This is a genomic window from Bradyrhizobium sp. BR2003 (genome assembly GCF_009720285.1).
Taxonomy (GTDB): Bacteria; Pseudomonadota; Alphaproteobacteria; order Rhizobiales; family Xanthobacteraceae; genus Bradyrhizobium; species Bradyrhizobium elkanii.
In genome coordinates this window covers 20,311-42,726 of sequence record NZ_SMYJ01000010.1, presented here as the reverse complement: position 1 = coordinate 42,726, position 22,416 = coordinate 20,311, and the positions used below count along the sequence as shown (strand labels likewise).

Annotated in this window: 29 protein-coding genes; 10 read left to right on the top strand and 19 right to left on the bottom strand. The window is 65.4% G+C overall.

The window, feature by feature from the left end:
• Positions 1-32 precede the first annotated feature (32 nt).
• Entirely contained in the window at positions 33-491 is a 459-nt protein-coding gene (locus E2I15_RS06300; protein WP_246729365.1) for a DUF992 domain-containing protein, read from the top strand.
• 659 nt (positions 492-1,150) lie between these two features.
• Here the strand turns inward: E2I15_RS06300 and E2I15_RS06295 are convergent.
• Positions 1,151-1,390, bottom strand: coding sequence for a YdeI/OmpD-associated family protein (locus tag E2I15_RS06295; protein ID WP_137481993.1), 240 nt, complete (start codon positions 1,388-1,390; stop codon positions 1,151-1,153).
• 20 nt (positions 1,391-1,410) lie between these two features.
• Positions 1,411-1,824, bottom strand: coding sequence for an SRPBCC family protein (locus E2I15_RS06290; RefSeq protein WP_137481995.1), 414 nt, complete (start codon positions 1,822-1,824; stop codon positions 1,411-1,413).
• A gap of 233 nt (positions 1,825-2,057) precedes the next feature.
• Here E2I15_RS06290 and E2I15_RS06285 point away from each other — a divergent pair, with 233 nt between their 5' ends.
• Positions 2,058-2,363: a hypothetical protein gene (locus E2I15_RS06285; protein ID WP_026192799.1), complete on the top strand. Its 306-nt coding sequence runs from the start codon at positions 2,058-2,060 to the stop codon at positions 2,361-2,363.
• Between the two features lie 16 nt (positions 2,364-2,379).
• Here the strand turns inward: E2I15_RS06285 and E2I15_RS06280 are convergent, their stop codons facing one another.
• The 3 genes from E2I15_RS06280 to E2I15_RS06270 all read right to left on the bottom strand — a co-directional run bounded on the left by E2I15_RS06280 (position 2,380) and on the right by E2I15_RS06270 (position 4,299).
• The gene (locus E2I15_RS06280; protein WP_137481997.1) at positions 2,380-3,015 is read right to left on the bottom strand and encodes a 2-dehydro-3-deoxy-6-phosphogalactonate aldolase; all 636 of its coding nucleotides are present in this window, start codon (positions 3,013-3,015) and stop codon (positions 2,380-2,382) included.
• An 11-nt stretch (positions 3,016-3,026) separates the two neighbouring features.
• Entirely contained in the window at positions 3,027-3,941 is a 915-nt protein-coding gene (locus E2I15_RS06275; protein WP_137481999.1) for a 2-dehydro-3-deoxygalactonokinase, read from the bottom strand.
• Positions 3,942-4,083: 142 nt separating this feature from the next.
• A complete protein-coding gene (locus E2I15_RS06270) occupies positions 4,084-4,299 on the bottom strand; it encodes a hypothetical protein (protein WP_026192800.1) in 216 nt (71 codons plus the stop codon).
• Between the two features lie 197 nt (positions 4,300-4,496).
• On the opposite strand from E2I15_RS06270, the gene E2I15_RS06265 reads away from it, so the two are divergent.
• Positions 4,497-4,673 carry a hypothetical protein gene (locus E2I15_RS06265; protein WP_167350394.1) on the top strand — a complete coding sequence of 59 codons (177 nt, stop codon included), beginning with the start codon at positions 4,497-4,499 and terminating at the stop codon, positions 4,671-4,673.
• Between the two features lie 91 nt (positions 4,674-4,764).
• Here E2I15_RS06265 and E2I15_RS06260 read toward each other — a convergent pair whose 3' ends face one another.
• The gene (locus E2I15_RS06260) at positions 4,765-5,034 is read right to left on the bottom strand and encodes a hypothetical protein (RefSeq protein WP_137482001.1); all 270 of its coding nucleotides are present in this window, start codon (positions 5,032-5,034) and stop codon (positions 4,765-4,767) included.
• A gap of 140 nt (positions 5,035-5,174) precedes the next feature.
• Positions 5,175-5,351, bottom strand: coding sequence for a hypothetical protein (locus tag E2I15_RS38650; protein ID WP_016842502.1), 177 nt, complete (start codon positions 5,349-5,351; stop codon positions 5,175-5,177).
• 188 nt (positions 5,352-5,539) lie between these two features.
• On the opposite strand from E2I15_RS38650, the gene E2I15_RS06255 reads away from it, so the two are divergent.
• The gene (locus E2I15_RS06255; RefSeq protein ID WP_137482003.1) at positions 5,540-5,764 is read left to right on the top strand and encodes a hypothetical protein; all 225 of its coding nucleotides are present in this window, start codon (positions 5,540-5,542) and stop codon (positions 5,762-5,764) included.
• Positions 5,765-5,953: 189 nt separating this feature from the next.
• Complete coding sequence (locus E2I15_RS06250; protein WP_137482005.1) at positions 5,954-6,310, top strand: DUF6481 family protein; 357 nt, start codon at positions 5,954-5,956, stop codon at positions 6,308-6,310.
• Positions 6,311-6,366: 56 nt separating this feature from the next.
• Here E2I15_RS06250 and E2I15_RS06245 read toward each other — a convergent pair whose 3' ends face one another.
• Positions 6,367-6,600 carry a pentapeptide MXKDX repeat protein gene (locus E2I15_RS06245; RefSeq protein ID WP_016842498.1) on the bottom strand — a complete coding sequence of 78 codons (234 nt, stop codon included), beginning with the start codon at positions 6,598-6,600 and terminating at the stop codon, positions 6,367-6,369.
• A 375-nt stretch (positions 6,601-6,975) separates the two neighbouring features.
• Here E2I15_RS06245 and dctP point away from each other — a divergent pair, with 375 nt between their 5' ends.
• Genes dctP through E2I15_RS06230 form a run of 3 tightly spaced genes read left to right on the top strand, consistent with a single transcriptional unit; the run spans position 6,976 to position 9,904 of the window.
• Entirely contained in the window at positions 6,976-7,998 is a 1,023-nt protein-coding gene (gene dctP / locus E2I15_RS06240; protein WP_026192802.1) for a TRAP transporter substrate-binding protein DctP, read from the top strand.
• Positions 7,995-8,549 carry a TRAP transporter small permease gene (locus E2I15_RS06235; protein ID WP_016842495.1) on the top strand — a complete coding sequence of 185 codons (555 nt, stop codon included), beginning with the start codon at positions 7,995-7,997 and terminating at the stop codon, positions 8,547-8,549. The genes dctP and E2I15_RS06235 overlap by 4 nt, the downstream gene beginning before the upstream one ends.
• On the top strand, positions 8,546-9,904 hold the full coding sequence (locus E2I15_RS06230; protein WP_137482007.1) for a TRAP transporter large permease: 1,359 nt from the start codon (positions 8,546-8,548) through the stop codon (positions 9,902-9,904). Before E2I15_RS06235 ends, E2I15_RS06230 begins: the two co-directional genes overlap by 4 nt.
• Positions 9,905-9,943: 39 nt before the next feature.
• On the opposite strand, the gene E2I15_RS06225 is transcribed toward E2I15_RS06230, so the two are convergent.
• On the bottom strand, positions 9,944-10,081 hold the full coding sequence (locus E2I15_RS06225) for a hypothetical protein (RefSeq protein WP_155262240.1): 138 nt from the start codon (positions 10,079-10,081) through the stop codon (positions 9,944-9,946).
• A 123-nt stretch (positions 10,082-10,204) separates the two neighbouring features.
• Here E2I15_RS06225 and E2I15_RS06220 point away from each other — a divergent pair, with 123 nt between their 5' ends.
• Positions 10,205-10,366: a hypothetical protein gene (locus E2I15_RS06220; RefSeq protein ID WP_155262239.1), complete on the top strand. Its 162-nt coding sequence runs from the start codon at positions 10,205-10,207 to the stop codon at positions 10,364-10,366.
• A gap of 20 nt (positions 10,367-10,386) precedes the next feature.
• On the opposite strand, the gene E2I15_RS06215 is transcribed toward E2I15_RS06220, so the two are convergent.
• Positions 10,387-11,235 (bottom strand): SMP-30/gluconolactonase/LRE family protein, encoded by an 849-nt coding sequence (locus E2I15_RS06215; RefSeq protein ID WP_137482009.1) that lies wholly within the window; start codon positions 11,233-11,235, stop codon positions 10,387-10,389.
• A 300-nt stretch (positions 11,236-11,535) separates the two neighbouring features.
• Between E2I15_RS06215 and E2I15_RS06210 the strand changes: the two genes are divergently transcribed.
• The gene (locus E2I15_RS06210) at positions 11,536-13,740 is read left to right on the top strand and encodes a lytic transglycosylase domain-containing protein (protein WP_137482011.1); all 2,205 of its coding nucleotides are present in this window, start codon (positions 11,536-11,538) and stop codon (positions 13,738-13,740) included.
• 93 nt (positions 13,741-13,833) lie between these two features.
• On the opposite strand, the gene E2I15_RS06205 is transcribed toward E2I15_RS06210, so the two are convergent.
• From E2I15_RS06205 to pdhA, 9 genes are all read right to left on the bottom strand, one after another.
• On the bottom strand, positions 13,834-14,802 hold the full coding sequence (locus E2I15_RS06205; protein ID WP_137482013.1) for a tripartite tricarboxylate transporter substrate binding protein BugD: 969 nt from the start codon (positions 14,800-14,802) through the stop codon (positions 13,834-13,836).
• A 79-nt stretch (positions 14,803-14,881) separates the two neighbouring features.
• Complete coding sequence (locus E2I15_RS06200; RefSeq protein WP_137482015.1) at positions 14,882-16,123, bottom strand: threonine synthase; 1,242 nt, start codon at positions 16,121-16,123, stop codon at positions 14,882-14,884.
• 145 nt (positions 16,124-16,268) lie between these two features.
• On the bottom strand, positions 16,269-17,690 hold the full coding sequence (lpdA, locus tag E2I15_RS06195) for a dihydrolipoyl dehydrogenase (RefSeq protein ID WP_137482017.1): 1,422 nt from the start codon (positions 17,688-17,690) through the stop codon (positions 16,269-16,271).
• 17 nt (positions 17,691-17,707) lie between these two features.
• Positions 17,708-17,950 carry a hypothetical protein gene (locus E2I15_RS06190; RefSeq protein ID WP_137482019.1) on the bottom strand — a complete coding sequence of 81 codons (243 nt, stop codon included), beginning with the start codon at positions 17,948-17,950 and terminating at the stop codon, positions 17,708-17,710.
• Positions 17,951-18,127 carry a hypothetical protein gene (locus E2I15_RS38645; RefSeq protein WP_162832423.1) on the bottom strand — a complete coding sequence of 59 codons (177 nt, stop codon included), beginning with the start codon at positions 18,125-18,127 and terminating at the stop codon, positions 17,951-17,953. It lies immediately after the preceding gene.
• Between the two features lie 12 nt (positions 18,128-18,139).
• On the bottom strand, positions 18,140-19,507 hold the full coding sequence (locus E2I15_RS06185; RefSeq protein ID WP_137482021.1) for a pyruvate dehydrogenase complex dihydrolipoamide acetyltransferase: 1,368 nt from the start codon (positions 19,505-19,507) through the stop codon (positions 18,140-18,142).
• A gap of 2 nt (positions 19,508-19,509) precedes the next feature.
• Positions 19,510-19,815, bottom strand: coding sequence for a DUF5076 domain-containing protein (locus tag E2I15_RS06180; RefSeq protein ID WP_018271806.1), 306 nt, complete (start codon positions 19,813-19,815; stop codon positions 19,510-19,512).
• Positions 19,816-19,820: 5 nt separating this feature from the next.
• On the bottom strand, positions 19,821-21,227 hold the full coding sequence (locus E2I15_RS06175) for a pyruvate dehydrogenase complex E1 component subunit beta (RefSeq protein WP_137482022.1): 1,407 nt from the start codon (positions 21,225-21,227) through the stop codon (positions 19,821-19,823).
• Between the two features lie 44 nt (positions 21,228-21,271).
• Complete coding sequence (gene pdhA / locus E2I15_RS06170) at positions 21,272-22,291, bottom strand: pyruvate dehydrogenase (acetyl-transferring) E1 component subunit alpha (protein ID WP_137482024.1); 1,020 nt, start codon at positions 22,289-22,291, stop codon at positions 21,272-21,274.
• Positions 22,292-22,416: the final 125 nt, after the last annotated feature.

Below are 22,416 nucleotides of genomic sequence, written 5' to 3'. Positions count from 1 at the left end.
CGATTGCGCGCCGATCCGCGTTGTCCAGCACCATGCGTATGACACGCCGTTCGATCGCCTCTGCGCTGTGTGGTGCGGCGGTTCTCGCCGCGCCGCTCGCAGCCGCCAATGCGCAGCAGGTGCAGGCCGGAACGCTTGAGTGTCGCGGCGGACCCGATACCGGGTTCGTCGTGGGTCCGGTGACCAATCTCAATTGCGTGCTGCACATCGATAGCGCGCCGGACAGTCGTTATGTCGCGGCCATCCGCAATTTCGGTGTTCTGATCGGAGATCAGGAAGTCGCCGTGACCTGGAAGGTGATGGCGCCGGTGCCGTGGCTCGGGAGCGACGATCTCGCCGGCGGTTACGCCCATGCCGACGGCGCCGGTGTCAATGTGCTCGCCGGCGGCTCGAATACGCCGATCACGCTGCATCCATTGAACGAGCAGAACGTCCCCTCAACGCCGCCCCTGAAAATCGAGAACCTCGAGATTCGACCGGTGGAACGCTGACCCTGAGCGCAGCCGGGCGATGGCCCGCGCGGTCGCCAGAATGCACAACGCCGTCCGCTTGAAATATATGCGGACGGCGCTGGCCCTAGCCCCAGGAAGGTGATGCAAAATCCTGACAGCTGCAAGTCTGCACACTTTGTGCCAACGGCGCATGTCCCAAATTGGCTATCACGCGGCATGGCCCAAATGGGCCATTTGGAAACGCAGAAACGAAGATAGGCTAAGCACCGAGGCGCCGGCGACGGTGCCTCACGACCAAAGTGTCTACTTGGCCTCAGCGTGGCCCACGCGCTGAGGCCTTTCTTTTTGATGTTCGCCGTGTGCCGTGAAATCACTCGCCGTCTTTATCATTCAGCGCACGAAACGATTCCGTAGTTCTCCGTGCGTGAACAAAGTTCCGGCGGCGATTGAGAGACCGATCGCTTTCTGTTCGTGCGTTGCAGGTTCCAACACTTGCCGTGAGTGCAGGCAGCGCGCTTCGCAATTTCTTAATCCAAGATTGCTTCTTTAGGAGATTGTGCCCGCGTCGGTCGTCGATATTTTCAGGACCGCGATGGACGATTCTGAAATCGTCCCCTTTGTCGATGAGGATTCGCACGACTCAAACATCACGCGAGCGATGCGAACGCACGGCGCGCAGCGATCACGCCGCGAGAGTCTCACTTTGGTTTGCTCGGTCGGTGCGCCATTCCCATATACACCCCGCCGGCCTTCAATTCCGCCAGCATCTGGCCGATCCGCTTGCGCCGTGTTGCAGCTCGCACGCTGCGGCCGATCCAGTGCAGATAGTCGTTGCGCTGATACGGCGGCCGCGCCTTGAACGCCTGCATCAGTCCGGTCGCATCGAGTTCGCGACGGATGCTCGTCGGCATCGCCGCGCGCGGTCGCTTCAGCGTCACGCCGCCCTCCGATCGCGGGATCAGGACCGCCGCTTGGCTTCGACGTAACGCTTGAAGTTATCGAGGATCGCCTGCCAACCGCCGCGCTGCTGCTCGACCGAATGGGTATCCTCGCTGTCGAAGCTGACCTGCACCTTGACGCCGCCGGCCTCCGGCGTGAATGCGACCTGCGCGCTGCGATCGCCGAACGAATATTCGAGCAGCCGGAACTCCTCGACCCTGGTGTAGGTGCCGGCGAAATCGAATCCCATGCTGCCGTCCTTGGCTTCCATCCGCGACGAGAAGGCGCCGCCAGTGCGCAGGTCGACGGTCGCGGCGGTCGTGTGCCAATCGTCGGACGCCGCGTTCCACTGCTTGATGTCGTCAGGTGTCGTGTAGGCGCGCCAGACATCCGCGATCGGCGCGGCAACGGTCGTTTCGACGGCAATCCTCATATCTGTTCCCTCGTCGCGATGGGGTGAAACTGACGCGCTTTCCGGGCAGCGCCGGACCGCGGCCATTCTATTAGGGCCATGGACGCCTTCGTCAAATGACAACGCCCGGACCATCGGGAACATGAGGAGATCCGAGACGCCATTCAACCAACCAACTGGTGCGCGGCCGCCACAAGAATTTCGTCAGGAATGACCGTGTATGGAAGACGGGTGCAATGCCCGGAGAGCGCGTCATGCGGAACCTGAACACAGTCCTGAGCAAGCTGAACGACCGCCTGCTGCGGCTGGAGGGCGAATTGTTCGTGCTGCGATCGATCGCGCGCGCCGCCCTCACCGCCGGCGACGAGTCCGCCGTCCGCACCCGCAAGCTGCTCGAAGGCGCCAAGCTCGCGCTGTCAGACGAAGCCGAACGGCCGCTGGACGCCGCGACCGGAAAATACGTCGCGGCCGCGATCGCCATGGTCGAAGAACTGCTCGAGAATCCCCGTGAAGCGGCCCCATTGTTCAGGGTGATCGACGGCGGCAGGCGGGACGATTAACGCGCTTGCACCGAGTCTAGCCGGCGCCCTGCACGGCCCGGTCATACGCCTCGATCGTCACCTTTGCCCTGACAGCCACATCCGCGGCCGTCGTGCCCGGCTTGTAGAGGCTGCTGCCGAGACCAAAGGCGCGAATGCCCGCCTTCACATACTCGGCGAAATTCTGGTCCGAGACGCCGCCGACCGCGGCGATCATCACATCCGGCGGCAACACAGCGCGGATTGCGGTGATGCCGGCGGCGCCGAGCACGCTGGCCGGGAAGAATTTCAGGCTCGACGCCCCCGCGCGCGCAGCGAGCAGCGCTTCCGTCGGCGAGAACACGCCGGGCATCGTGATCATCGCATGGTCCCGGGCCCGCGCCAGCACCTCGACATCGACATTCGGCGACACCATGAGGCGGCCGCCGACGTCGTGCAGGCGATCGACGTCTGCTGCAGTCAGCACCGTGCCGGCGCCGATCAGAACATCGGCCGGCGCGCGCTTCGCCGCGATCTCGATCGAGCGGAACGGCTCGGGCGAGTTCAGCGGAATCTCGATCGCGGTCATGCCGGCGTCGAGCAGCGCGCTAACGATGCCCAGCACCTCGTCCGGCTTGACGCCGCGCAGGATCGCGACCAGCGGTCGCTTCATCGGCGGAAACGGAATGCTCATGCGGTGATCCCTCAGTTCTTCCAGATTGCCGCCGCCGCGCCGGCGAGGCCACGGCGAACCGCCTCCTCCGCATCCACGGCATCGAGCGGAATCGAAAGGCATTCGAGCGCCATCTGATAGAGCCGCTGCAACCGGCCCGAGGCAATCAGCGTAACCGACGCTCCCTGCTCCCGCTCCGCAAGGCCGGCCGCGAGCTCGACGCCGATCAGCGTGCCCGAGATCGTCTCACGCGCGGCCTCGGCGCTGCCGCCGAACAGCAGCTGCCGCGACCGCACGCGAAACAGCAGGTTGGCCGATAGCGCCGGCGCCGCGAACGCCGCCGCGACAGCCGCGCGGAACGCATCGCCGTCAACCGCCTCCTCGGCGCCGGCGACGGCGTGCGACAGGATGGTGCCGCGCGCGACCGCGCTGAACAACTCTCCGGTCATGAAGGTCGCAAAACGCTCGACCGTTCCGCCGCGGACCCTCACCCATTTGGAATGCGTTCCCGGCATGCAGACGAGCGCCTCGCCCGGCGCGTTCAAGCCGAGCGCACCCAGCAGCTGGGTCTCCTCGCCCCGCATGACGTCGGGCGCGGCGGTAGCGCGCTGCGCGATCCCAGGCAGGATACGGATATCGCGCGCCTGCCCGCCGACCCCGACGGCGCCGTTGAGGATGTCCGAGAGATGCGCCGGCGTATCGATATAGCCGGCCTCGACCCAGCCTTGGCGCGCGCCCGCCATGCCGCAGATCACGACCGGCAGGTCGGCCGGCACACCCAGCGCGTCGAGATGCGATTGCAGCACGGCTGCAAAGCCGGTCCTGGCGGCCGCGGTCATGCCTTCATCGCTGCGCCGCTCACCGAACACCTTGCCACCGGCGCCCATCAGCCAGAGCCGCAAGCTGCTGGTGCCCCAGTCGACCGCGACATAGGAAATCCCGCTCATCGCGCCCTGTTCCACGCTCTCAGTGTCCGGCGCGCCGACGGCGCCGCTGCCCGGACGCGATAAAGGCGATCCTCGCGCCACGCAAGGCGGTCCGTTGGCGTGACGCCACGAGGCCTCGCTGGCATCAGATGCGCGGGATCGATTACCGCGCGCCCTTCAGCGTGCAGGAGGTCGTGCAGGTCGTGACGTTGCCGCGGTCACATTTGATGCAGGCGTTGACGCACTGATCCATGACCTTGGGATTGTACTGACTGTAAAGATTGGCCGCACAGCTGTTGGTCGATCCCGTAACCTCCGGGTCGGACCAGCAACCGGACAGTAAAAATGCTGCGGCACTCAAAATGGCGACCTTGCGCATAAGGCCTCCTGCCACGCTCTAATCCGAATAACCTTGATCGGTTAGGTTAAATTCTGGTTTCAATTGCGACCTTATTCGGAAGCAGTATTGCTTATCCACCGGACATTTCCCCAAGGTCCGGGCCCACACCGGCAAGGCCGTCAGGCGACCCCGCCTGGCGGCTTTGTTGCCCAGCAATGCACAAGGATACCAACAAGATGGCCCGAAAGCCGCGGTGGTCGTTCAAGGAGGACCGACGACTGATGGAACTGGCACGCTCCTCAAAGTCGCTGGAGGAGGTCGTGAAGGCGACCGGCCGCTCGCCGGAGCGGATCAAGAAGATGGCCATGCGCCTCGGCCTGTCGATCAAGCCGCGCGGTACCACCAAGAAATAACTTGAAATGCAGCCGCTGCGACGGCCCGGCCGGCGCGCCTTCCAGCGAAATCGGCAGCGCCTCGCGTGCAGACAACGCGCCAGAAAAAGATCTAGAGCTCCGGCGGACAATCGTCCTTCGCCCGCACCGGGATCGCCTTGACCTCGCCCTGCGGTTTGGCCTCGGCCTCCACCTCGGTCGCCCGGGAGCAGGTGGTCAGCACGAAAGCGACCCGGCTGCATTGCCATTCCGGCCCGAGCGCGGCATTGGACACCGGCTCGGGCGAGGCCACCGTCAGCGATAGATACGCCACCAAAACGGCACCCGCCGCGCCTGCGGCAGCCAGCGCCGCGCCCTTTCCGGACCACAGCTTGGACATCATGGCCTTGGTTCCCGCCGATTTCCAGGAGTCGAGGCAGTCCGCCTGTCCGCGTGTGATCGGAATCACAACCGGGATCAAACAGTTCAGCCCGAGTCTTTGGGCTTGATGTGGGATCGATATTGCACTGCCGCAAGACCGGGTCAGCGCGCCGGCTCGATCACATTACAGTTGGTCCGGCCCGACATCAGGCAATCCTGCATCTTGCTCGCCGCCGTCAGGTCATGCGCGAGCCAGAGGCCGACCGCGAGCATGACCACTGCGACCAGCAGTCCGATCAGCGCGCCCCTTCTGCTGCCTCCGTCGTCGGATTCGCTCATGCCGGCTTCGGTTCCCGATTGCCACGGTCCGCATCATGACGGTTTGCACGGTTGCGTGCGATCAATTCTGCAACAGTCGCGCAACGAAATGCACGGCCGCGGCCGTCGGCACCGCAATTCCGTTGCGATCCAAGGGCGACTCGCGAAAGACTACTCGCTGAAGTGGAGCGCGTGTGCGGGGCGTGCCGATGAGCGAACAAGAAGCAGCGACGTACGACTATCAGCGTTACAGGCAGTTGCTCTCGGAGGCTGTCGATGAGAGCAGCAGGCTACGGCTGATCAGCCTGTTGATCACCGAAAAGGCGCGCGACAGGCTGGAAGCCCAGCGCGCCTCGGATCGGAGCGCGATGACCGCCGAGACGGTCGCCAAGGTCCTGGGTAACGGACGACGCGAGCACCTCCAGCGCGGCTGAACTTTTCAACAGCCCTGGTGACCAGCCACTCACCACGCGTCCGCGGGGCGAACGATGGCCGACGCTGGCTCATATCTCCCTTGCTCCACAGTCCTCCGTTCGCCACTGGCAATTTCGCCGCCATTCACTTATTGAAACGCCGAACCAACCCCATCCATCACCCGAACAGAAAGCAGCAAGGCTTCCTCTATGAGTGGCTTCAAGGAACCGGGTTTTGCCGACCGCCAGAAAGCGGCCCTGCAGGCGCGGCAAAACCTCCTCAACAAGTTTCGGGCCCAGCCGGGAGCTGACGATCCCGCTGTGAAGGCACGTGCCGAGGAGCGCGCGGCGATCGCCGACCGCCGCGCCAAGGCCAAGGAAGCCCGTGAGGCCGAAAAGGCCGAGCAGAAGCGTCGCGAGGAAGAGGCCGCAGCCGCCGAGGCCGCCCGCATTGCGCGCGAGAAGGAAGAGGAAGCCGCCCGCGAGGAGGCGCTGCTCGCCGAGCAAAAGGCCAAGCGCGATGCCCGCTACGCGGCACGCAAGGAGCGCGGCAAGAAGAAGCGCTAAGCCGCAACCAGGCCCGCCAAAGCGGCGGGCCTGCGGACAGCAGGCGATGACGGCAGTCAGTTCTTCTTCATGCCGTCGTCTTTCTTCATCATCGCGCCGCCGTCCTTCTTCATCGCGTCGTCCTTCTTCATCATGCCACCGTCCTTCTTCATGGCATCCTTGGACATCGTGTCTTCCTTCTTCATCGCGTCATCCTTGCCCATCTTGTCCTGAGCGAAGGCGGCGGGCGCCAGCGCCAGGCTGAACGAGAGCAGCGCGGCGGAAAGGCCGAGGCGGGTCTTGGTGGTCATGGTGATGATCCCTTGTGTGGTCGAATGTGAGCGCGACGACTTGCCGCTCTCTACTCGACGCACTTGCGCCGGCCGTCGTTACCTCCAATAACAAATTCTTGAAGCAGCGCGGTTGCGGTCGCCCGGCGTCTGGTGGCGCGATGGTTGCGTGACGACCCGGCGTCGCAGCGCAGCAGTGTGCGCCGCAACAACGACAAGGCTCGAACGTCGGGACTTGAATGTCAGGCCTTGAATGTCAGGCCTTGCAGCGGCGTATCGGCTCGCACTATCAGGGCGCCTCGAACTATCAGACTAGAGAATATTCACGCGAAGACCGGCTAAGCTAAAGCTCCGCGCCGGCCTAACAGCCACTCAAGAAGCTCTCAGGGGAGAACCATGCTCACACGCCGCCACGTCCTCGCTTCCGCCCTCGCCGCACCCGCCGTCCTGCGGATGGGCATCGGGACCGCGCATGCCGCGACCACGCTGAAGATCTCCCACCAGTTTCCCGGCGGCACGATCGACAAGGGCGACTTCCGCGACCGGCTATGCAGGATGTTCGCGGCGGAAGTCGCCAAGCGCTCCGGCGGCGAGCTGACCGCCGAGGTCTACCCGAACTCGTCGCTGATCAAGACCAACGCGCAGTTCTCGGCGATGCGCAAGGGCGCGCTCGATCTCAGCCTGTATCCGATGCCTTATGCCGGCGGCGAATTGCCGGAGACCAATATCGGCCTGATGCCGGGCCTCGTCACCACCTACGATCAGGGTCTGCGCTGGAAGAAGGAGCCAGTCGGCAAGGCGCTCACCGACTTCCTCGCCGACAAGGGCATTCTGCTGATCTCCTGGGTCTGGCAGGCCGGCGGCGTCGCCAGCCGCTCCAGGGCGATCGTGGCGCCTGAAGATGCCAAGGGCCTCAAGGTGCGCGGCGGCTCGCGCGAGATGGACATGGTGCTGCAGACCGCCGGCGCCGCCGTGCTGTCGGTGCCGTCCAACGAGCTCTACGCCGCGATGCAAACCGGCGCCTGCGACGCCGGCATCACCTCCTCCACCAGCCTGATCTCGTTCCGCCTCGAGGAGGTCGCGAAATCGCTGACCTCGGGCGCCGGCGCCTCCTACTGGTTCATGCTGGAGCCATTGATGATGTCGAAGGCGATCTTCGACAAGCTGCCGAAAAACCAGCAGGACATCATCCTCGCCGTCGGCACCGAGCTCGAGGCGTTCGGCCGCAAGGGCGCGCAGGACGATGATACCGAAGTCGCCAAGGTCTACGAGAAGGCCGGCGCCAAGGTCAGTGCGCTCGATGCGACCATTGTCGGCAAGTGGCGCGACATCGCGCGCGATACCGCGTGGAAGGACTATGGCGCCAAGACCGCCACCGCCGCCAACCTGTTGAAGCTCGCAAGCGACGTCGCCGCATGATGCATGGTCCGGTCGCGGATCAGGCCGAAACCGCAAGCATCGCCGCGGGCAACACGCCCGTGGCCTTGCTTGGGCGCGCGCTGTCCATCTGCAACAACATCATCGTGGTGTTCGCAGCCCTCGCCCTGGTCGCGGCCTGCGTGATCCTGAGCTACAGCGTGCTCGGCCGCGCCCTGTTCCACAGCCCGAACTACTGGCAGGACGAGGCGGCCGTGTTCCTCCTGGTCGGCGCCACCTTCATGACCTCGGCCTATGTGCAGAGCCAGCGCGGCCATGTCAGCATCGAGGCGTTCGTCGGGCTGCTCTCGGCGCGCGCCAACGCCATCAGGCTGTGGCTGGTCGACGTCGCGAGCTTCGCGTTCTGCGCCTTCTTCGCCTGGAAGTCCTGGACCCTGGCGCATGAAGCCTATGTCGACGGCCAGGTGTCCAACTCGATGTGGTCGCCGCCGCTCGCCATCCCCTACGTGCTGATGGCGCTGGGCATGACGCTGCTCTGCGTGCAGATCCTCCTGCAAATCATCATTCCGCTGACGGGTGGCGCGCGCCGATGACCGTGTTTGGTATTGGTATCTCCTACGGACTTGCCACCCTGTTTGCGATGTTCTCCGGCATGCCGATCGCATTCGCGCTCGGTGCCGTCGCGGTCGTGTTCATGGCGATCTACATGCCGGCGGCCTCGCTCGATACGGTGACGCAGAACGTCTACGAGGAGATGGCCTCGATCACGCTGCTGTCGATCCCGCTGTTCATCCTGAAGGGCGCGGCGATCGGCAAATCGCGCGCCGGCCAGGATCTCTATTCGGCGCTGCATGCTTGGCTGCACCGCGTGCCCGGCGGCCTCGGCGTCGCCAACGTGTTCGCCTGCGCCCTGTTCGCGGCGATGGCCGGCTCCTCGCCAGCGACCTGCTCGGCGATCGGTTCGGCCGGCATTCCGGAGATGCGCAAGCGCGGCTATTCCGGCGGCTTTGCCGCGGGGATCATCGCCGCCGGCGGCACGCTCGGCATCCTGCTGCCGCCCTCGATCACGATGATCCTGTTCGCCGTCGCGGCCGAGAAATCGCTGGGACGGCTGTTTCTTGCCGGCATCGGCCCCGGCCTGCTGCTGGTGACGCTGTTCGGCCTCTACGCCGTGTTCCGCTTCCGCAAGGAATACGCCATGGCTCGCGCCGTCTATGACGCGACCGGCAAGGACGCGGCGATCCTGCAGCATGACGAATTCACCATGGCCGAGCGCTTCAGCGCTCTGCCGCGCGTGATCCCGTTCGTGCTGCTGCTGACCGGCGTGATGATCGCGCTCTATGGCGGCTATGCCACGCCATCGGAAACCGCCGGCCTCGGCGGCCTCCTGGCGCTCGGGCTGATCGCCGTGATCTACAGTGTGTGGACGCCCAGCGACCTGTCCCCGATCCTGAAATCGACCATCCGCGAGTCCACCATGCTGATGCTGATCATCGGCATGTCACTGCTCTATTCCTATGTGATGAGCTACCTGCACATCTCGCAGTCGGCGGCGGAAGCGATCGTCGCAATGCACCTGCCGCGCTGGGAGCTCTTGTTTTCGATCCTCGTGATGGTGATCGTGCTCGGCTTCTTCCTGCCGCCGGTCTCGATCATCCTGATGACCGCGCCGATCATCCTGCCGCCGCTGCGCGCGGCCGAGTTCGACATCATCTGGTTCGGCGTCGTCATGACCATCGTGATGGAGATGGGCCTGATCCATCCGCCGGTCGGGCTCAACATCTTCGTGATCCGCAACGTCGCGCCCGACATCCCCTTGAGCGAGGTGATCTGGGGCACGCTGCCGTTCGTGCTGCTGATGATGTTCGCAGTGCTGTTGCTCTGCTTCTTTCCGCAGATCTCGACCTGGCTGCCGAATCTGATCATGGGGCCGGACGGCGGACGCTAGACCGTTTTGCCGCAGAGGGGACGCGGCAAGACCGGCGTTTCAGGCGGCCTCCTGCTCGCGAGCCGCGAGCGCCTTCTCGATGCGGCGGACCAGCAGCGCCGTCGGACGCCCCTCGCGCTGCAGCCGGCGGAGCTCGTTCCACAGCCTGATGATTTCGCGGTCTCGCTCGGCGTCCATGGCGGCACTCCCCGGAGCGTGCCAATATGAACGAAACGAGAACGAAACTCAAGGCCCCGAAATGCCGTCAAGACGCGGTCGCTCGCGCAGGAACCGAAGCGACGCGGCCCGATTGGTTCCTTCATGAAAATGGCCAAGGCAATTCGCAAGCAGGCGCAGACCGCGGAGCCGGTCGCATCGACGACGGCCGACGCAATCGGCGCCAACAAGATGCGCTCCCTCGCCCGCACCTTCAGGAGCCAGGCCGATATCCTGAAGAAGAAAGAGAAGAAAAAGAAGAAGTGATACGCGCCTGCGGCCGCGCCTCAGGGATAGCCATCACCCGGTTTGTCGACCTCGACCGCATCGATCCGCGACGTGGATCTGCCCTTGCGTAGCTCCTCGTACGACGTCTGCGCGCTCAGGCAGAACAGCGTCCTGCGGTCCGCGCCTCCGAGCGCGCAGGCAAGCGCGCGGCGGCCGGACACCGTGATGCGCTCGCGCTCCACACCAGTGCGATCGATCTGGACAAAAGCATCTTCCGTGAATGACGCGGCCCAGGTCGCCTCGTCGGCATCGAGGCAGATGCCGTCGGGATCGTTGATGCTGCCGAACCGCCCGCGCAGGCTCAGGCCGCCGTCCGGCGCGATGTCGTAATCGGCGAGACCTGCACCATCCATTTCAGCAACGACGAGCCGGCGATGGTCGGAGGAGACCGCAATGCCGTTGGGAAACCTCAAGCCTTCCGCGACGACACGCGCACTGCCGTCGGGCGTCACGAGGATGATCCGGCCGACGCCACCGCGGTGCTCCGGCGGCGGCAGGTCGAAGCCGAGATCGCCGACATAGGCGCGTCCCTGCCCGTCGATGATCATGTCGTCGATGGTGCCGGTCGCGACCTCGGAGAGATCGGCATAGAGCGACAGCGCTCCATCGGAAAACCGCAGCAGCCGCTTCCTGAACATCGTCAGCACGACGATGTCGCCATCAGGCAATACGCCGAGCCCACACGGCGTGTCGTCGGTCAGCGCAGCATGCTCCTGCAACTCGCCCGACGGGCTGATGCTCAGAAGCGTCCGCGCCATGCAATCGACGAACCAGAGCCGCCCGCGATGCCAGCGCGGGCCTTCGAAATAGCGGCCGCCGTCGAGGATGGTTCTGAGGCGGGCCGTCATGGCGCACCGGCTGGCGAAAAGTGATCTGTCAATGACATCGGGAGCCCCCATGCGCGCGCGTAACGACGATACAACTCACGAGGAACCGGTCAATGCACGGTGCTGCCCGTCCGTTATCACCCGCAAAAACCCCGGTTCCCGCGGGTTCCACACGCCATATTCCATATTTCGCCGCGTTTTCCCTGTTGAGTTGCAGGAGCATTAACACTCGAGAATCGAGGGTAGTGATAATCTGCGGCGGTTGTGCCGCCGTATAACGCGTTCTGTTGTGCCTCATGGTTTCTCAGGGGGGACCAGGGAATGAACCGTTGCCTACGTCCGCTGGCGTGCTTCGCCACCGCCGCCGCGCTCGCGCTGCTTCCGGTCCAGGCGACCGCCAAGCCGCATCACCAGCACCAGGCCAAGAGCGGCCACGGGGACAAGAAGGCGCATGGCGGCAAGGCCGCGCGCGAGACTGCCTCCGGCAAACGGCGGCACGCCAGACATGGCGCCGATAAACGGAAATCCGCGAAGGCCAGATCCGCTCCTTCCAAATCCGCTGAGAAGGCGCCCGAGCCGGAGAAGCCCGCCGGGCCGCAATTGTCGGGCGATCTCGCCACGGTCAGGGACGCGATCCTCGCCGCGCGCAGAGGCAAGACCAGCGACGCGACCGAGATCCAGGCCAGGATCACCGACCCGGTCGGGCGCAAACTCGTCGAGTGGTATCTGCTGCGCCACTCGGAATCGAGCGCACCGTTCAGCCGCTATGCGGCATTCGTCACCGCCAACCCGGACTGGCCAAGCGTCACGCTGTTGCGCAAGCGCGCCGAAGCGCGGATGTGGCAGGAGCGCAGCGATCCGGCCACGGTGCACGGCTTCACCCTCGATCAGCCGATCAGCGCCAAGGGCAAGTTCGCGCTCGCCCGCACGCTGCTGGCCGAAGGCGACCGCGACGGCGCCACCCGGCTGGTGGGCGAAGCCTGGCGCTCGGAGGAGCTGTCCGATCGCACCGAGAGCGACGCCTATGATGCGTTCAAGGACCTGCTGACGCGTGACGACCATCGCGCGCGCATGGACAAGCGGATCGGCGCCAAGGATCTCGCCGGCGCAAGGCGCGCGGCGCAGCGGCTCGGCAGCGACGATCTGGCGATCGTGAAAGCCTGCGGCGCGGTCCGCGGACAATCCAGCAAGGCAGAGGATACACTCAACGATGTGCCGGCCGATGCCCGCCGCGATCTCGGCTACACGCTGTGCCGAATTCAGTGGCTGCTTGCGAAGAACAAGGTCGACGAAGCGGCACGCGTGACGATCGCGGCCGCCCCGGAGACGATGGCGCAGCAGGACACCGACCAGTGGTGGCGCGAGCGCCGCATCCTCTCCCGCAAGTTGCTCGACCAGGGCGAGTACCAGGCGGCCTATGACGTGATCCGGCCCGCGGCGGCGCCGGACAATCCCTATTACCGCTCCGACATGCACTTCATGCGCGGCTGGATCGCACTGCGCTATCTCAACGACGCCAAGACCGCCGCGGCGCACTTCGCGCATATCGACGAGGGCCAGACCAACCCGACCGTGCTGGCGCGCGCCGCCTATTGGCGCGGCCGCGCCGCCGAGGCTCTCGGCAATTCCGCGGCGATGCGGGCCGACTACCAGGCCGCGGCGCGCTACCCGACGGCCTATTACGGTCAGCTCGCGCTGGCCAGGCTCGGCCGTGATGGTGGCGTCGAGCTGCGCGCGCCCTCGCCGGCCGCCAGCGCCGACAGCATGGCAGCGGATGAGCGGGTCCGCGCCGCCGACATGCTCTATGCGATCGGCGAGCCGGACGTCGTGCTCTATTTTGCCGCCGACCTCGCCGAGGAAAGCACCGATGTCGGCATGCTCGAAGCGCTCGGCGAGCTGACCGGCCGCCGCAACGATGCCCGCGCCATGCTGCAGATCGGCAAGATCGCACTCGCGCGTGGCTTTGCCTTCGACCACTACGCCTTCCCGGTGATCGGCATTCCCAAGCACACGCCGATCGCGCCCGATATCGGCCGCAGCATGACCTACTCGATCGCGCGTACCGAAAGCGCGTTCGACCAGCGCGACAAGTCGGCGGCCAACGCCGTCGGCCTGATGCAGGTGACCCCCGAAGCCGGCCGCGACACCGCCAAGCGCTTCGGAGTCAGCTATGACTGGAGCCGGATGGTGTCCGATCCCGTCTACAACACCCAGATGGGCGCAGCCGAGCTCAGCGCGTTGCTGTCGGAATACCGCAACTGCCACATCATGACCTTTGCCGGCTACAACGCCGGCCGCGGCCGCGTTCGCGACTGGATCAAGGCCTATGGCGACCCGCGCGATCCCAAGGTCGATCCGGTCGACTGGGTGGAGCGGATCCCGATCTCGGAGACGCGCAACTACGTCCAGCGCGTGATGGAGAATTTCGCGGTCTATCAGGCGCGGTTCGAGGACGCCGGCACGGCGGTGGCCAAGAACGGCGAGCGCGTCGTGACGCAGGAGAGCAACGCGGCGCCGGCGCAGTAACACACTGTCGTCCCGGCGAAGAAGGCCGGGACCCATAACCACCGCTATCGGTTGGGTCCCGGCCTTCGCCGGGAGGACGTGAAGGGACGAGCCTCAATCCACCTTCACGTTCGCCGCCTTGATCATCGGCCACCATTTTGCAATCTCCGCCTTCTGCCAGGCGCCGAGCGCTTCCGGCGTGAGCTGGTCCTTCGGCGGCATCTGCAAGCCCAAATTCTCGAGCTGCTTCTGCACGGCCGGATCGGCCATCGCCTCGACTGCAGCGGCGTTGAGCTTGGCCACGATCTCCTTCGGGGTACCCTTCGGCACCCAGAGGCCGGACCACAGCGTCATGTGGAAGCCCGGCAGGCCGGCCTCGTCCACCGTCGGGACGTCGGGCGCGTTCGCCACCCGCTTGGAATCGGTGACCGCATAGGCGCGGATATTGCCGGCGCGGACCTGGTTGATCGAGTTCGAGGTCTGATCGACGATGATGTCGATCTGGCCGGCGACGAGGTCGTTCAGCGCCGGACCGGTGCCGCGATACGGCACATATTGCAGCTTGACGCCGGAGACGTTCTCGAAATAGAGCCCGGCGATATGGCTGCCGCTGCCCGCGCCGGCGGTGCCCGCGGTCGGCGGCGCCGGCCGCGACTTCAGCCACTCCAGCAATTCCTTCAGCGATTTCGCCGGCACGGCGTTCTTGCTGACGATGATCATCGGGTTGCTCGGCAGCAGCACCACCGGCTCGAGATCGGTAACGAGGTCGTAGCCGAGCTTGTAGATCGCGCCGTTGGCGACATGGGTACCGAGATGGCCGAATGAGATGGTGTAGCCGTCGGGCGCCGAGCGCACCGCACGGCCGACGCCGATCGAGCCGCCCGCCCCGGTCACGTTCTCGATCAGTAGCACCTCGCCCAGCGACTGCTTCATGCGCTCGCCGAGGATGCGCGCCATCGCATCCGAGGGGCCGCCGGCGGCAAACGGCACCACGATGGTGATCGGGTGCGCGGGATAGGTTTCCGCGGAAACGGTCCCCGTCAACGCCAACATGGCCAACACGGCCAGAACCAGCCTCCGCATCACGCTCTCCCTCAGTGCTCTTTGTCGTATCATTTTTGAAGGGCCACCTTTCGACAAGATGGCCCCTTCGGACGAGGCGTCAGAACTGCGAGAAGTCGATCGGCTTGTGCCGGTCGAGCGTGCGGGTGATCGGCGGCAGCGGGTATTTCAGGCCGCTGGCGCAATTGAACAGCATCACACGGTCGGTCTTGCTGACACGGCCGTCGGCGAGGCTCTCCTTGTAGGCGGCATAGGTCGCGGCGCCCTCGGGGCACAGCAACAGCCCCTCCTCGCGCGCGACCTCGTTGAGGGCGGCGCTGATCTTGTCGTCATCGACCGCGATCGCAAAGCCCTTGCTCTCGCGCACCGCGCGCAAAATGAGGAAGTCGCCGATCGCCTGCGGCACGCGGATGCCGGAGGCGATGGTGTGGGCGTCCTCCCAACGCGCGGCGTGCTCGGTGCCGGCCTCATAGGCCCGCACCATCGGCGCGCAGCCGGAGGCCTGCACCGCGACCATGCGCGGCCGCTTCGAACCGATGAAGCCGATCTTCTCGAGCTCGTCGAACGCCTTCCACATCCCGATCAGGCCGGTGCCGCCGCCGGTCGGATAGAAGATCACGTCGGGCACGTCCCAGCCGAGCTGCTCGGCGAGCTCGAGCCCCATCGTCTTCTTGCCCTCGATCCGGTACGGCTCCTTCAGGGTCGAGGTGTCGAACCAGCCGACTTTCGCTTTCCCCTCGCCGACGATCTTGCCGCAGTCGTCGATATAGCCGTTGACGCGGTAAACGGTGGCGCCCTGCAGCTCGATCTCGCTGACATTCACCTCCGGCGTGTCCGCCGGGCAGAAGATCGTGGTCTTGATGCCGCAGGAGGTGGCATAGGCCGCGAGCGCCGCGCCGGCATTGCCGTTGGTCGGCATCGCCATGTGCTTGATGCCGAGCGCCTTGCCCATCGACACCGCCATCACGAGGCCGCGCGCCTTGAACGAGCCGGTCGGCAGCCGGCCTTCATCTTTCACGATGATCTCGCCGCCGCCAAGCCTGGCGCCGAGCCGCGGCAGCCGGATCAGCGGCGTCGTGATCTCGCCGAGGCTGACGATGTCCTGGCATTTGCGCACCGGCAGCAGCTCGCGGTAGCGCCACAGATCGGCGGGACGCTGGGCCAGCGCATCCTTCGTCAGCGCCTTCTTCACCCCGGCAAGGTCGTAGCGCACCAGCAGCGGCTTGCCGGCCTTGGAGAGGTTGTGCACCTGGTCAGCGGGATAGTGATCGCCCTCGATCGCGCATTCGAGATGGGTGACGAAAGTCGGGCGTTCGATGGTGAGGTTGTCGTTGTCTTTCACTGGCTCTGTTCTTTCTCAGGCTTCTTGCATCAACGGCTCTTCCCGCTTGTCATCGCCGGGCTTGACCCGGCGATCCATCTGCAAAAACGCTTTCGCTTGATGGATGCGCGGGTCAAGCCCGCGCATGACGAACTGAATCGGCCACTCAGATATTCAGCACCCGCCCATAGGCGTCGAGCACGGCTTCCTTCATCATTTCCGACAGGGTCGGATGCGGGAACACGGTGTGCATCAGTTCCTCTTCCGTGGTCTCCAGATTCATTGCGACGACATAGCCCTGGATCAGCTCGGTGACCTCGGCACCGATCATGTGCGCGCCGAGCAGCTGGCCGGTCTTCTTGTCGAAGATCACCTTGACGAGGCCCTGGTCCTCGCCGAGCGCGATCGCCTTGCCGTTGCCGACGAACGGGAAGCGGCCGACGCGGATCTCGCGGCCGCCTTCCTTGGCCATGGCCTCGGTGAGGCCGACGGAGGCGACCTGCGGGTTGCAGTAGGTGCAGCCCGGGATCATCAGCTTGTCCATCGGATGCGGATGCAGGCCCTTGATCGCCTCGATGCAGATCACGCCTTCATGCTCGGCCTTGTGCGCGAGCATCGGCGGTCCCGCAACGTCGCCGATCGCATAGATGCCGGGAACGTTGGTCTTGCCGAGGCCGTCGATCACGATGCAGCCGCGGTCGGTTTTGACGCCGAGCTTCTCCAGTCCGAGGTTCTCGATGTTACCGACCACGCCGACCGCCGAGATCACGCGCTCGAACTCTACCGCTTGCGGCTTCTCCTTGCCGTCATCGATGGTCGCGACCACGCTATCTGCCTTCTTCTCAAGCTTCGTGACCTTGGTCGAGGTGAGGATCTTGATCCCCTGCTTCTCGAACCGCTTGCGCGCCAACCCCGCGATCTCCGCATCCTCAACCGGGAGGATCTGCGGCAGCACCTCGACCAGGGTGACGTCGGCGCCCATAGTGTGGAAGAACGACGCGAACTCGATCCCGATCGCGCCGGAGCCGACCACCAGCAGCGACTTCGGCATCCGCTCCGGCACCATCGCCTCGAAATAGGTCCAGACCAGCTTCTTGTCGGGCTCGAGCCCGGGCAGCACGCGCGGCCGCGCGCCGGTCGCCACGATGATATGCTTGGCCTGATAGGTGCCCTCGCCGCTGGCGCCCTTCGGCGCCTCGACCGCCGACTTCTTCACCGTGATCTTGCCGGGCGCTTCGATCGCAGCTTCGCCCCAGATCACCGTGACCTTGTTCTTCTTCATCAGGAAGCCGACCCCGTCATTGAGGCGCTTCGAGACGCCGCGCGAGCGCTGCACCACGGCCTTCGGATCGAACGAGACGTTGTCGGCCGACAGCCCGTAATCCTTGGCGTGCTGCATGTAGTGGTAGATCTCGGCGGAGCGCAGCAGCGCTTTGGTCGGGATGCAGCCCCAGTTCAGGCAGATGCCGCCGAGATAGGATTTCTCGACGATCGCGGTCTTGAAACCGAGCTGCGCAGCGCGGATCGCGGTCACGTAGCCGCCGGGGCCGGAGCCGATGATGATGACGTCGAAAGATGTATCGGCCATGGCGGCTCCCGTTCAACTCAACGTGTGACGCCGCGGGCGCGGCTTCTTGCGATCAATGACCTGACCAGCCATTCGAGCCCGATCACCACGGCCATGATGGCCAGGGCCGTCAGCACGATCGGCTGGGCGATGTTCCGCGCCAGCTGTTCGCCGGCGAAGAACGCGGAGTGCAGAAAATCGAATCCGACCGGATTGAGCACCAGGGCGGCCGACAGCAACAGCGAGATCCAGGGCCAGCGCGTGCGAGCCGTGCCGGCCATTCATCCGTACTCCCGCCATACCGCACCGAGGAACACCGACCACGCCAGCGCCAGCACCGCGGCGCCGATCATCATGATCCTGAACTGGATCGTCGATATCAGGTCGCGGTTGACCGCGACGAGCAGCGCGACAGCGACGGCGGCGAGCAGGACGTACGGACCGTAGATCGCGTACATGGCGGATGCCCGTCACACCATCATCATCACGGGGTTTTCGATCAGCTGCTTGAAGGCGCCGATCAGTTCCGCGCCGAGCGCGCCGTCGATCGCGCGGTGATCGCACGACAGGGTCACGCTCATCATGTGCGCGATCTCGATCTTGCCGCCGCGCACCACCGGACGTTCCTCCGAGGTGCCGACCGCGAGGATCGAGGCATGCGGCGGATTGATCACGGCGGTGAAGTGGTTGATGCCGTACATGCCGAGGTTGGAGACCGCGGTGGTGCCGCCCTGATATTCCTCCGGCTTCAGCTTGCGGGCGCGGGCGCGCGCGGCGAAATCCTTCATCTCGTTGGAGATGGTCGAGAGCGTCTTGGTCTCGGCCTTGCGGATGATCGGCGTGATCAGGCCGCCCGGCATCGCCACCGCAACGCCGACGTCGGAATGCTTGTGCTTGAGCATGCCGCCTTCGGTCCAGCTGACGTTGCAGTTCGGAATCTTCTGCAGCGCGACCGCCATCGCCTTGATGACGAAGTCGTTGACCGAGATCTTGTAGAGCGGCTTCTTCTCCTTGTCCTTCGGCGCCGAGGCGTTGATCTCCTCGCGCGCGGCGAGCAGCTTGCCGATGTCGCAGTCGATGGTGAGGTAGAAGTGCGGGACGTTTTGCACCGAGGCGGTGAGACGCTGCGCGATGGTGCGACGCATGCCGTCATGCGGCACCACCTCGTAGGAGCCCGGCTCGAACAGCGCGAGGATCTGCTTGTCTGACATCGACGGCGCGATGCTCGGTCCCGCGGCGGGCGCAGCCGCCGGGGCCTTCAGGCCCTTGCCGGACTTGGCCTCGTCGACGTCGCGCGCGATGACCCGGCCATGCGGGCCGGTGCCGGTGATGCGGGCGAGATCGATGCCGGCTTCCTTTGCCAACCGGCGCGCCAGTGGCGATGAGAACACCCGGGCATGCCCGTTGGCCTGCGCGGCCGGTGCAGGGGCCGGAGGGGCCGCAGGCGCCGCTGCGGCCGGCTTTGGCGCAGGCGCCGCCGCCGGTGCGGGAGCCGCCGCAGGCGCCGCGGCCTGGACAGCGGGCTTCGGCGCCTCGGCGGGCTTGGCCGCCGGTGCTGCGCCCGCTCCGGCGCTGGCCGCCGCCTTCACATCCTCGCCGTCGCCGGCCATGACCGCAATGATGTCGTTGACCGGCACGTCCTGCGTGCCTTCCGGCACCAGGATCTTGGCGATCGTGCCTTCATCGACCGCCTCGACTTCCATCGTCGCCTTGTCGGTCTCGATCTCCGCGATCACGTCGCCGGACTTGACCTTGTCGCCCTCTTTCTTGAGCCACTTGGCGAGGTTGCCCTTTTCCATCGTCGGCGACAGCGCGGGCATGAGAATATTGATCGGCATTGTCAGTGACCTTGTTGCGACCGCGGTTTGGTTTGGCCCATGTCAGTCGGCCGGGCGATTTCGGCTTCGAACATCTCGACGATGCGCGCGAGCGCCTCGTCCTCGGTGTATTCGCTCTCGCGCGCATAGGCGCGCGCGGCATGGCGGGCGATGTCGACCAGCATCAGACCCCACATGTCCGGCTCCTCGAACGCGCGCTGGAACGCGATCGACAGGCCGCCATCGACGACGAAGGCGCGCAGCACCTCGATGGCGTCGTCGCGGCCCATCACGTCAGGCGGCAGCGGCTGCTCCTTGGGACCGGCCATCGGCGTTACCGGTAGGATACGGCCTTGGCGGCGGCGACCACCTCGGCGACGGAGGGCAGAGCGAGCTTTTCGAGGTTGGCGGCATAAGGCATCGGTACGTCCTTGCCGGAGACGCGCGCCACCGGCGCATCGAGATAGTCGAAGGCGTGCTCCATGATGCGCGCGGCAACCTCGGAGCCGACGCCGCTCTGCTGCCAGCCCTCCTCGACCGTCACCGCGCGGCCGGTCTTCTTCACCGAGTTGATGATGGTCTCGGTGTCCATCGGACGGATGGTGCGCAGATCGACGACCTCGGCCTCGATGCCTTCCTTGGCGAGTTCGTCGGCGGCCTTCAGTGCATAGGACATGCCCATCGCCCAGGAGACGATGGTGACGTCCTTGCCGACGCGGGCAATCCGCGCCTTGCCGATCGGCACCACGAAATCAGCCAGCTTCGGCACTTCGCCGGTGTGGCCGTACAGCACCTCGTTCTCGAGGAAGATCACCGGATTGGGATCGCGGATCGCGGCCTTGAGCAGGCCCTTGTAATCGGCGGCCGAATACGGCGCGATCACCTTGAGGCCCGGGATCTGCGCGTACCACGCCGCGTAGTCCTGGCTGTGCTGCGCGGCGACGCGCGCGGCGGCGCCGTTCGGGCCGCGGAACACGATCGAGCATCCCATCTGGCCGCCGGACATATAGAGCGTCTTGGCGGCGGAGTTGATGATCTGGTCGATCGCCTGCATGGCGAAGTTGAAGGTCATGAACTCGACGATCGGCTTCAGGCCCGCCATCGCCGCGCCGACGCCGACGCCGGCAAAGCCGTGCTCGGTGATCGGCGTATCGATCACGCGGCGGGCGCCGAATTCCTGCAGCAGGCCCTGCGTCACCTTGTAGGCGCCCTGATATTCCGCGACCTCCTCGCCCATGATGAAGACGTCGCCGTCGCGGCGCATCTCCTCGGCCATCGCATCGCGCAGCGCCTCGCGAATGGTCTGCGTGACCATCTCGGTCCCCGCAGGGATTTCCGGATCAGGCAGCGGTTCGGTCGCGGGCGCGGCCGGCGCCTTCGCCACGGGCTGCGGCGCTTCCGCCTTGACTTCGGCCTTGGCTTCGGCGGGCGCGGCCTCGGCAGCCTTCGGCTGCGGCACGGGCGCCGCCGGCGCCTTGGCAAGGTCGGCGGCGCTCTCGCCGTCGACCAGAATGGTTGCGATCGGCGTGTTCACCGCGACGTCGGCGGTGCCTTCCGGGATCAGGATCTTGCCGAGCGTGCCCTCGTCGGTTGCCTCGACCTCCATCGTCGCCTTGTCGGTTTCGATCTCGGCGATGACGTCACCGGACTTGATGGTCTCGCCTTCCTTTTTCAGCCATTTGGCGAGGTTGCCCTTCTCCATGGTGGGCGACAGCGCAGGCATCAGCACTTGAATGGGCATATCGGCTCCCGAAATCGGTCTTGAAATTCGTCTGCGCGGTGGGGTCAGCGGTAGATGTCGGTGTAGAGCTCGGCCGGATCCGGCTCCGGATCGTGCTGCGCGAAGTCGGCGGCCGCGTTGACGATCTCGCGCACCTCGGCGTCGATCGCCTTCAGCTCCTGCTCGCTGACGCCCGAGGCCAGCAAGCGGTTGCGCACCTGCTCGATCGGGTCCTGGTCGTGACGCACCTTCTCGACCTCCTCGCGCGTGCGGTACTTGGCCGGATCGGACATCGAGTGGCCGCGGTAGCGGTAGGTCTGCATCTCCAGAATCATCGGACCGTTGCCGCCGCGGCACCAGGCCACGGCCTCATCGGCGGCGGCCTTGACCGCGCGCACGTCCATGCCGTCGACCTGCTTGCCCGGAATGTTGAAGGAGGCGCCGCGCTTGGAGAAATCCTGCTGGGCCGATGCGCGCGACACCGAGGTGCCCATCGCATAGCGGTTGTTCTCGATCACGTAGATCACCGGCAGCTTCCACAGCTCCGCCATGTTGAAGCTTTCGTAGACCTGGCCCTGGTTGGCCGCGCCGTCGCCGAAATAGGTCACGCTGACGTTATCGTTGCCGCGATAGCGGTTGGCGAACGCAAGGCCGGTGCCGAGCGAGACCTGCGCGCCCACGATTCCGTGACCGCCGTAAAAGTGCTTCTCCTTGCTGAACATGTGCATGGAGCCGCCCTTGCCGCGGGAATAGCCGCCGCGGCGTCCGGTCAACTCGGCCATCACGCCCTTGGCTTCCATGTCGCAGGCCAGCATGTGACCGTGGTCCCGGTAGCCGGTTATGACCTCGTCGCCCGGCTTCAGCGCCATCTGCATGCCGACCACGACCGCTTCCTGGCCGATATAGAGATGGCAGAACCCGCCGATCGCACCCATGCCGTAGAGTTGACCGGCCTTCTCCTCGAAGCGCCGGATCAGGAGCATGTCCCGCAGTGCCTTGAGCTCCTGCTCCTTGGTGAATTCGGGGGGAGAGCCGGCCTTCTCCTGCCCTGATTCTTTTGCGACGCTTTTCTTGGGTGCGGCCATGGCAATTCCGGGTGAGAGAAGTCGGAGAACCCTCTCTAACCCAACTCAAATCGCCTTGGAAGGATTGCGTTCGCCCGATGGAATTTTGCTATGCCGCACTGCAGCGCAGCGCGACATTTTTGTGA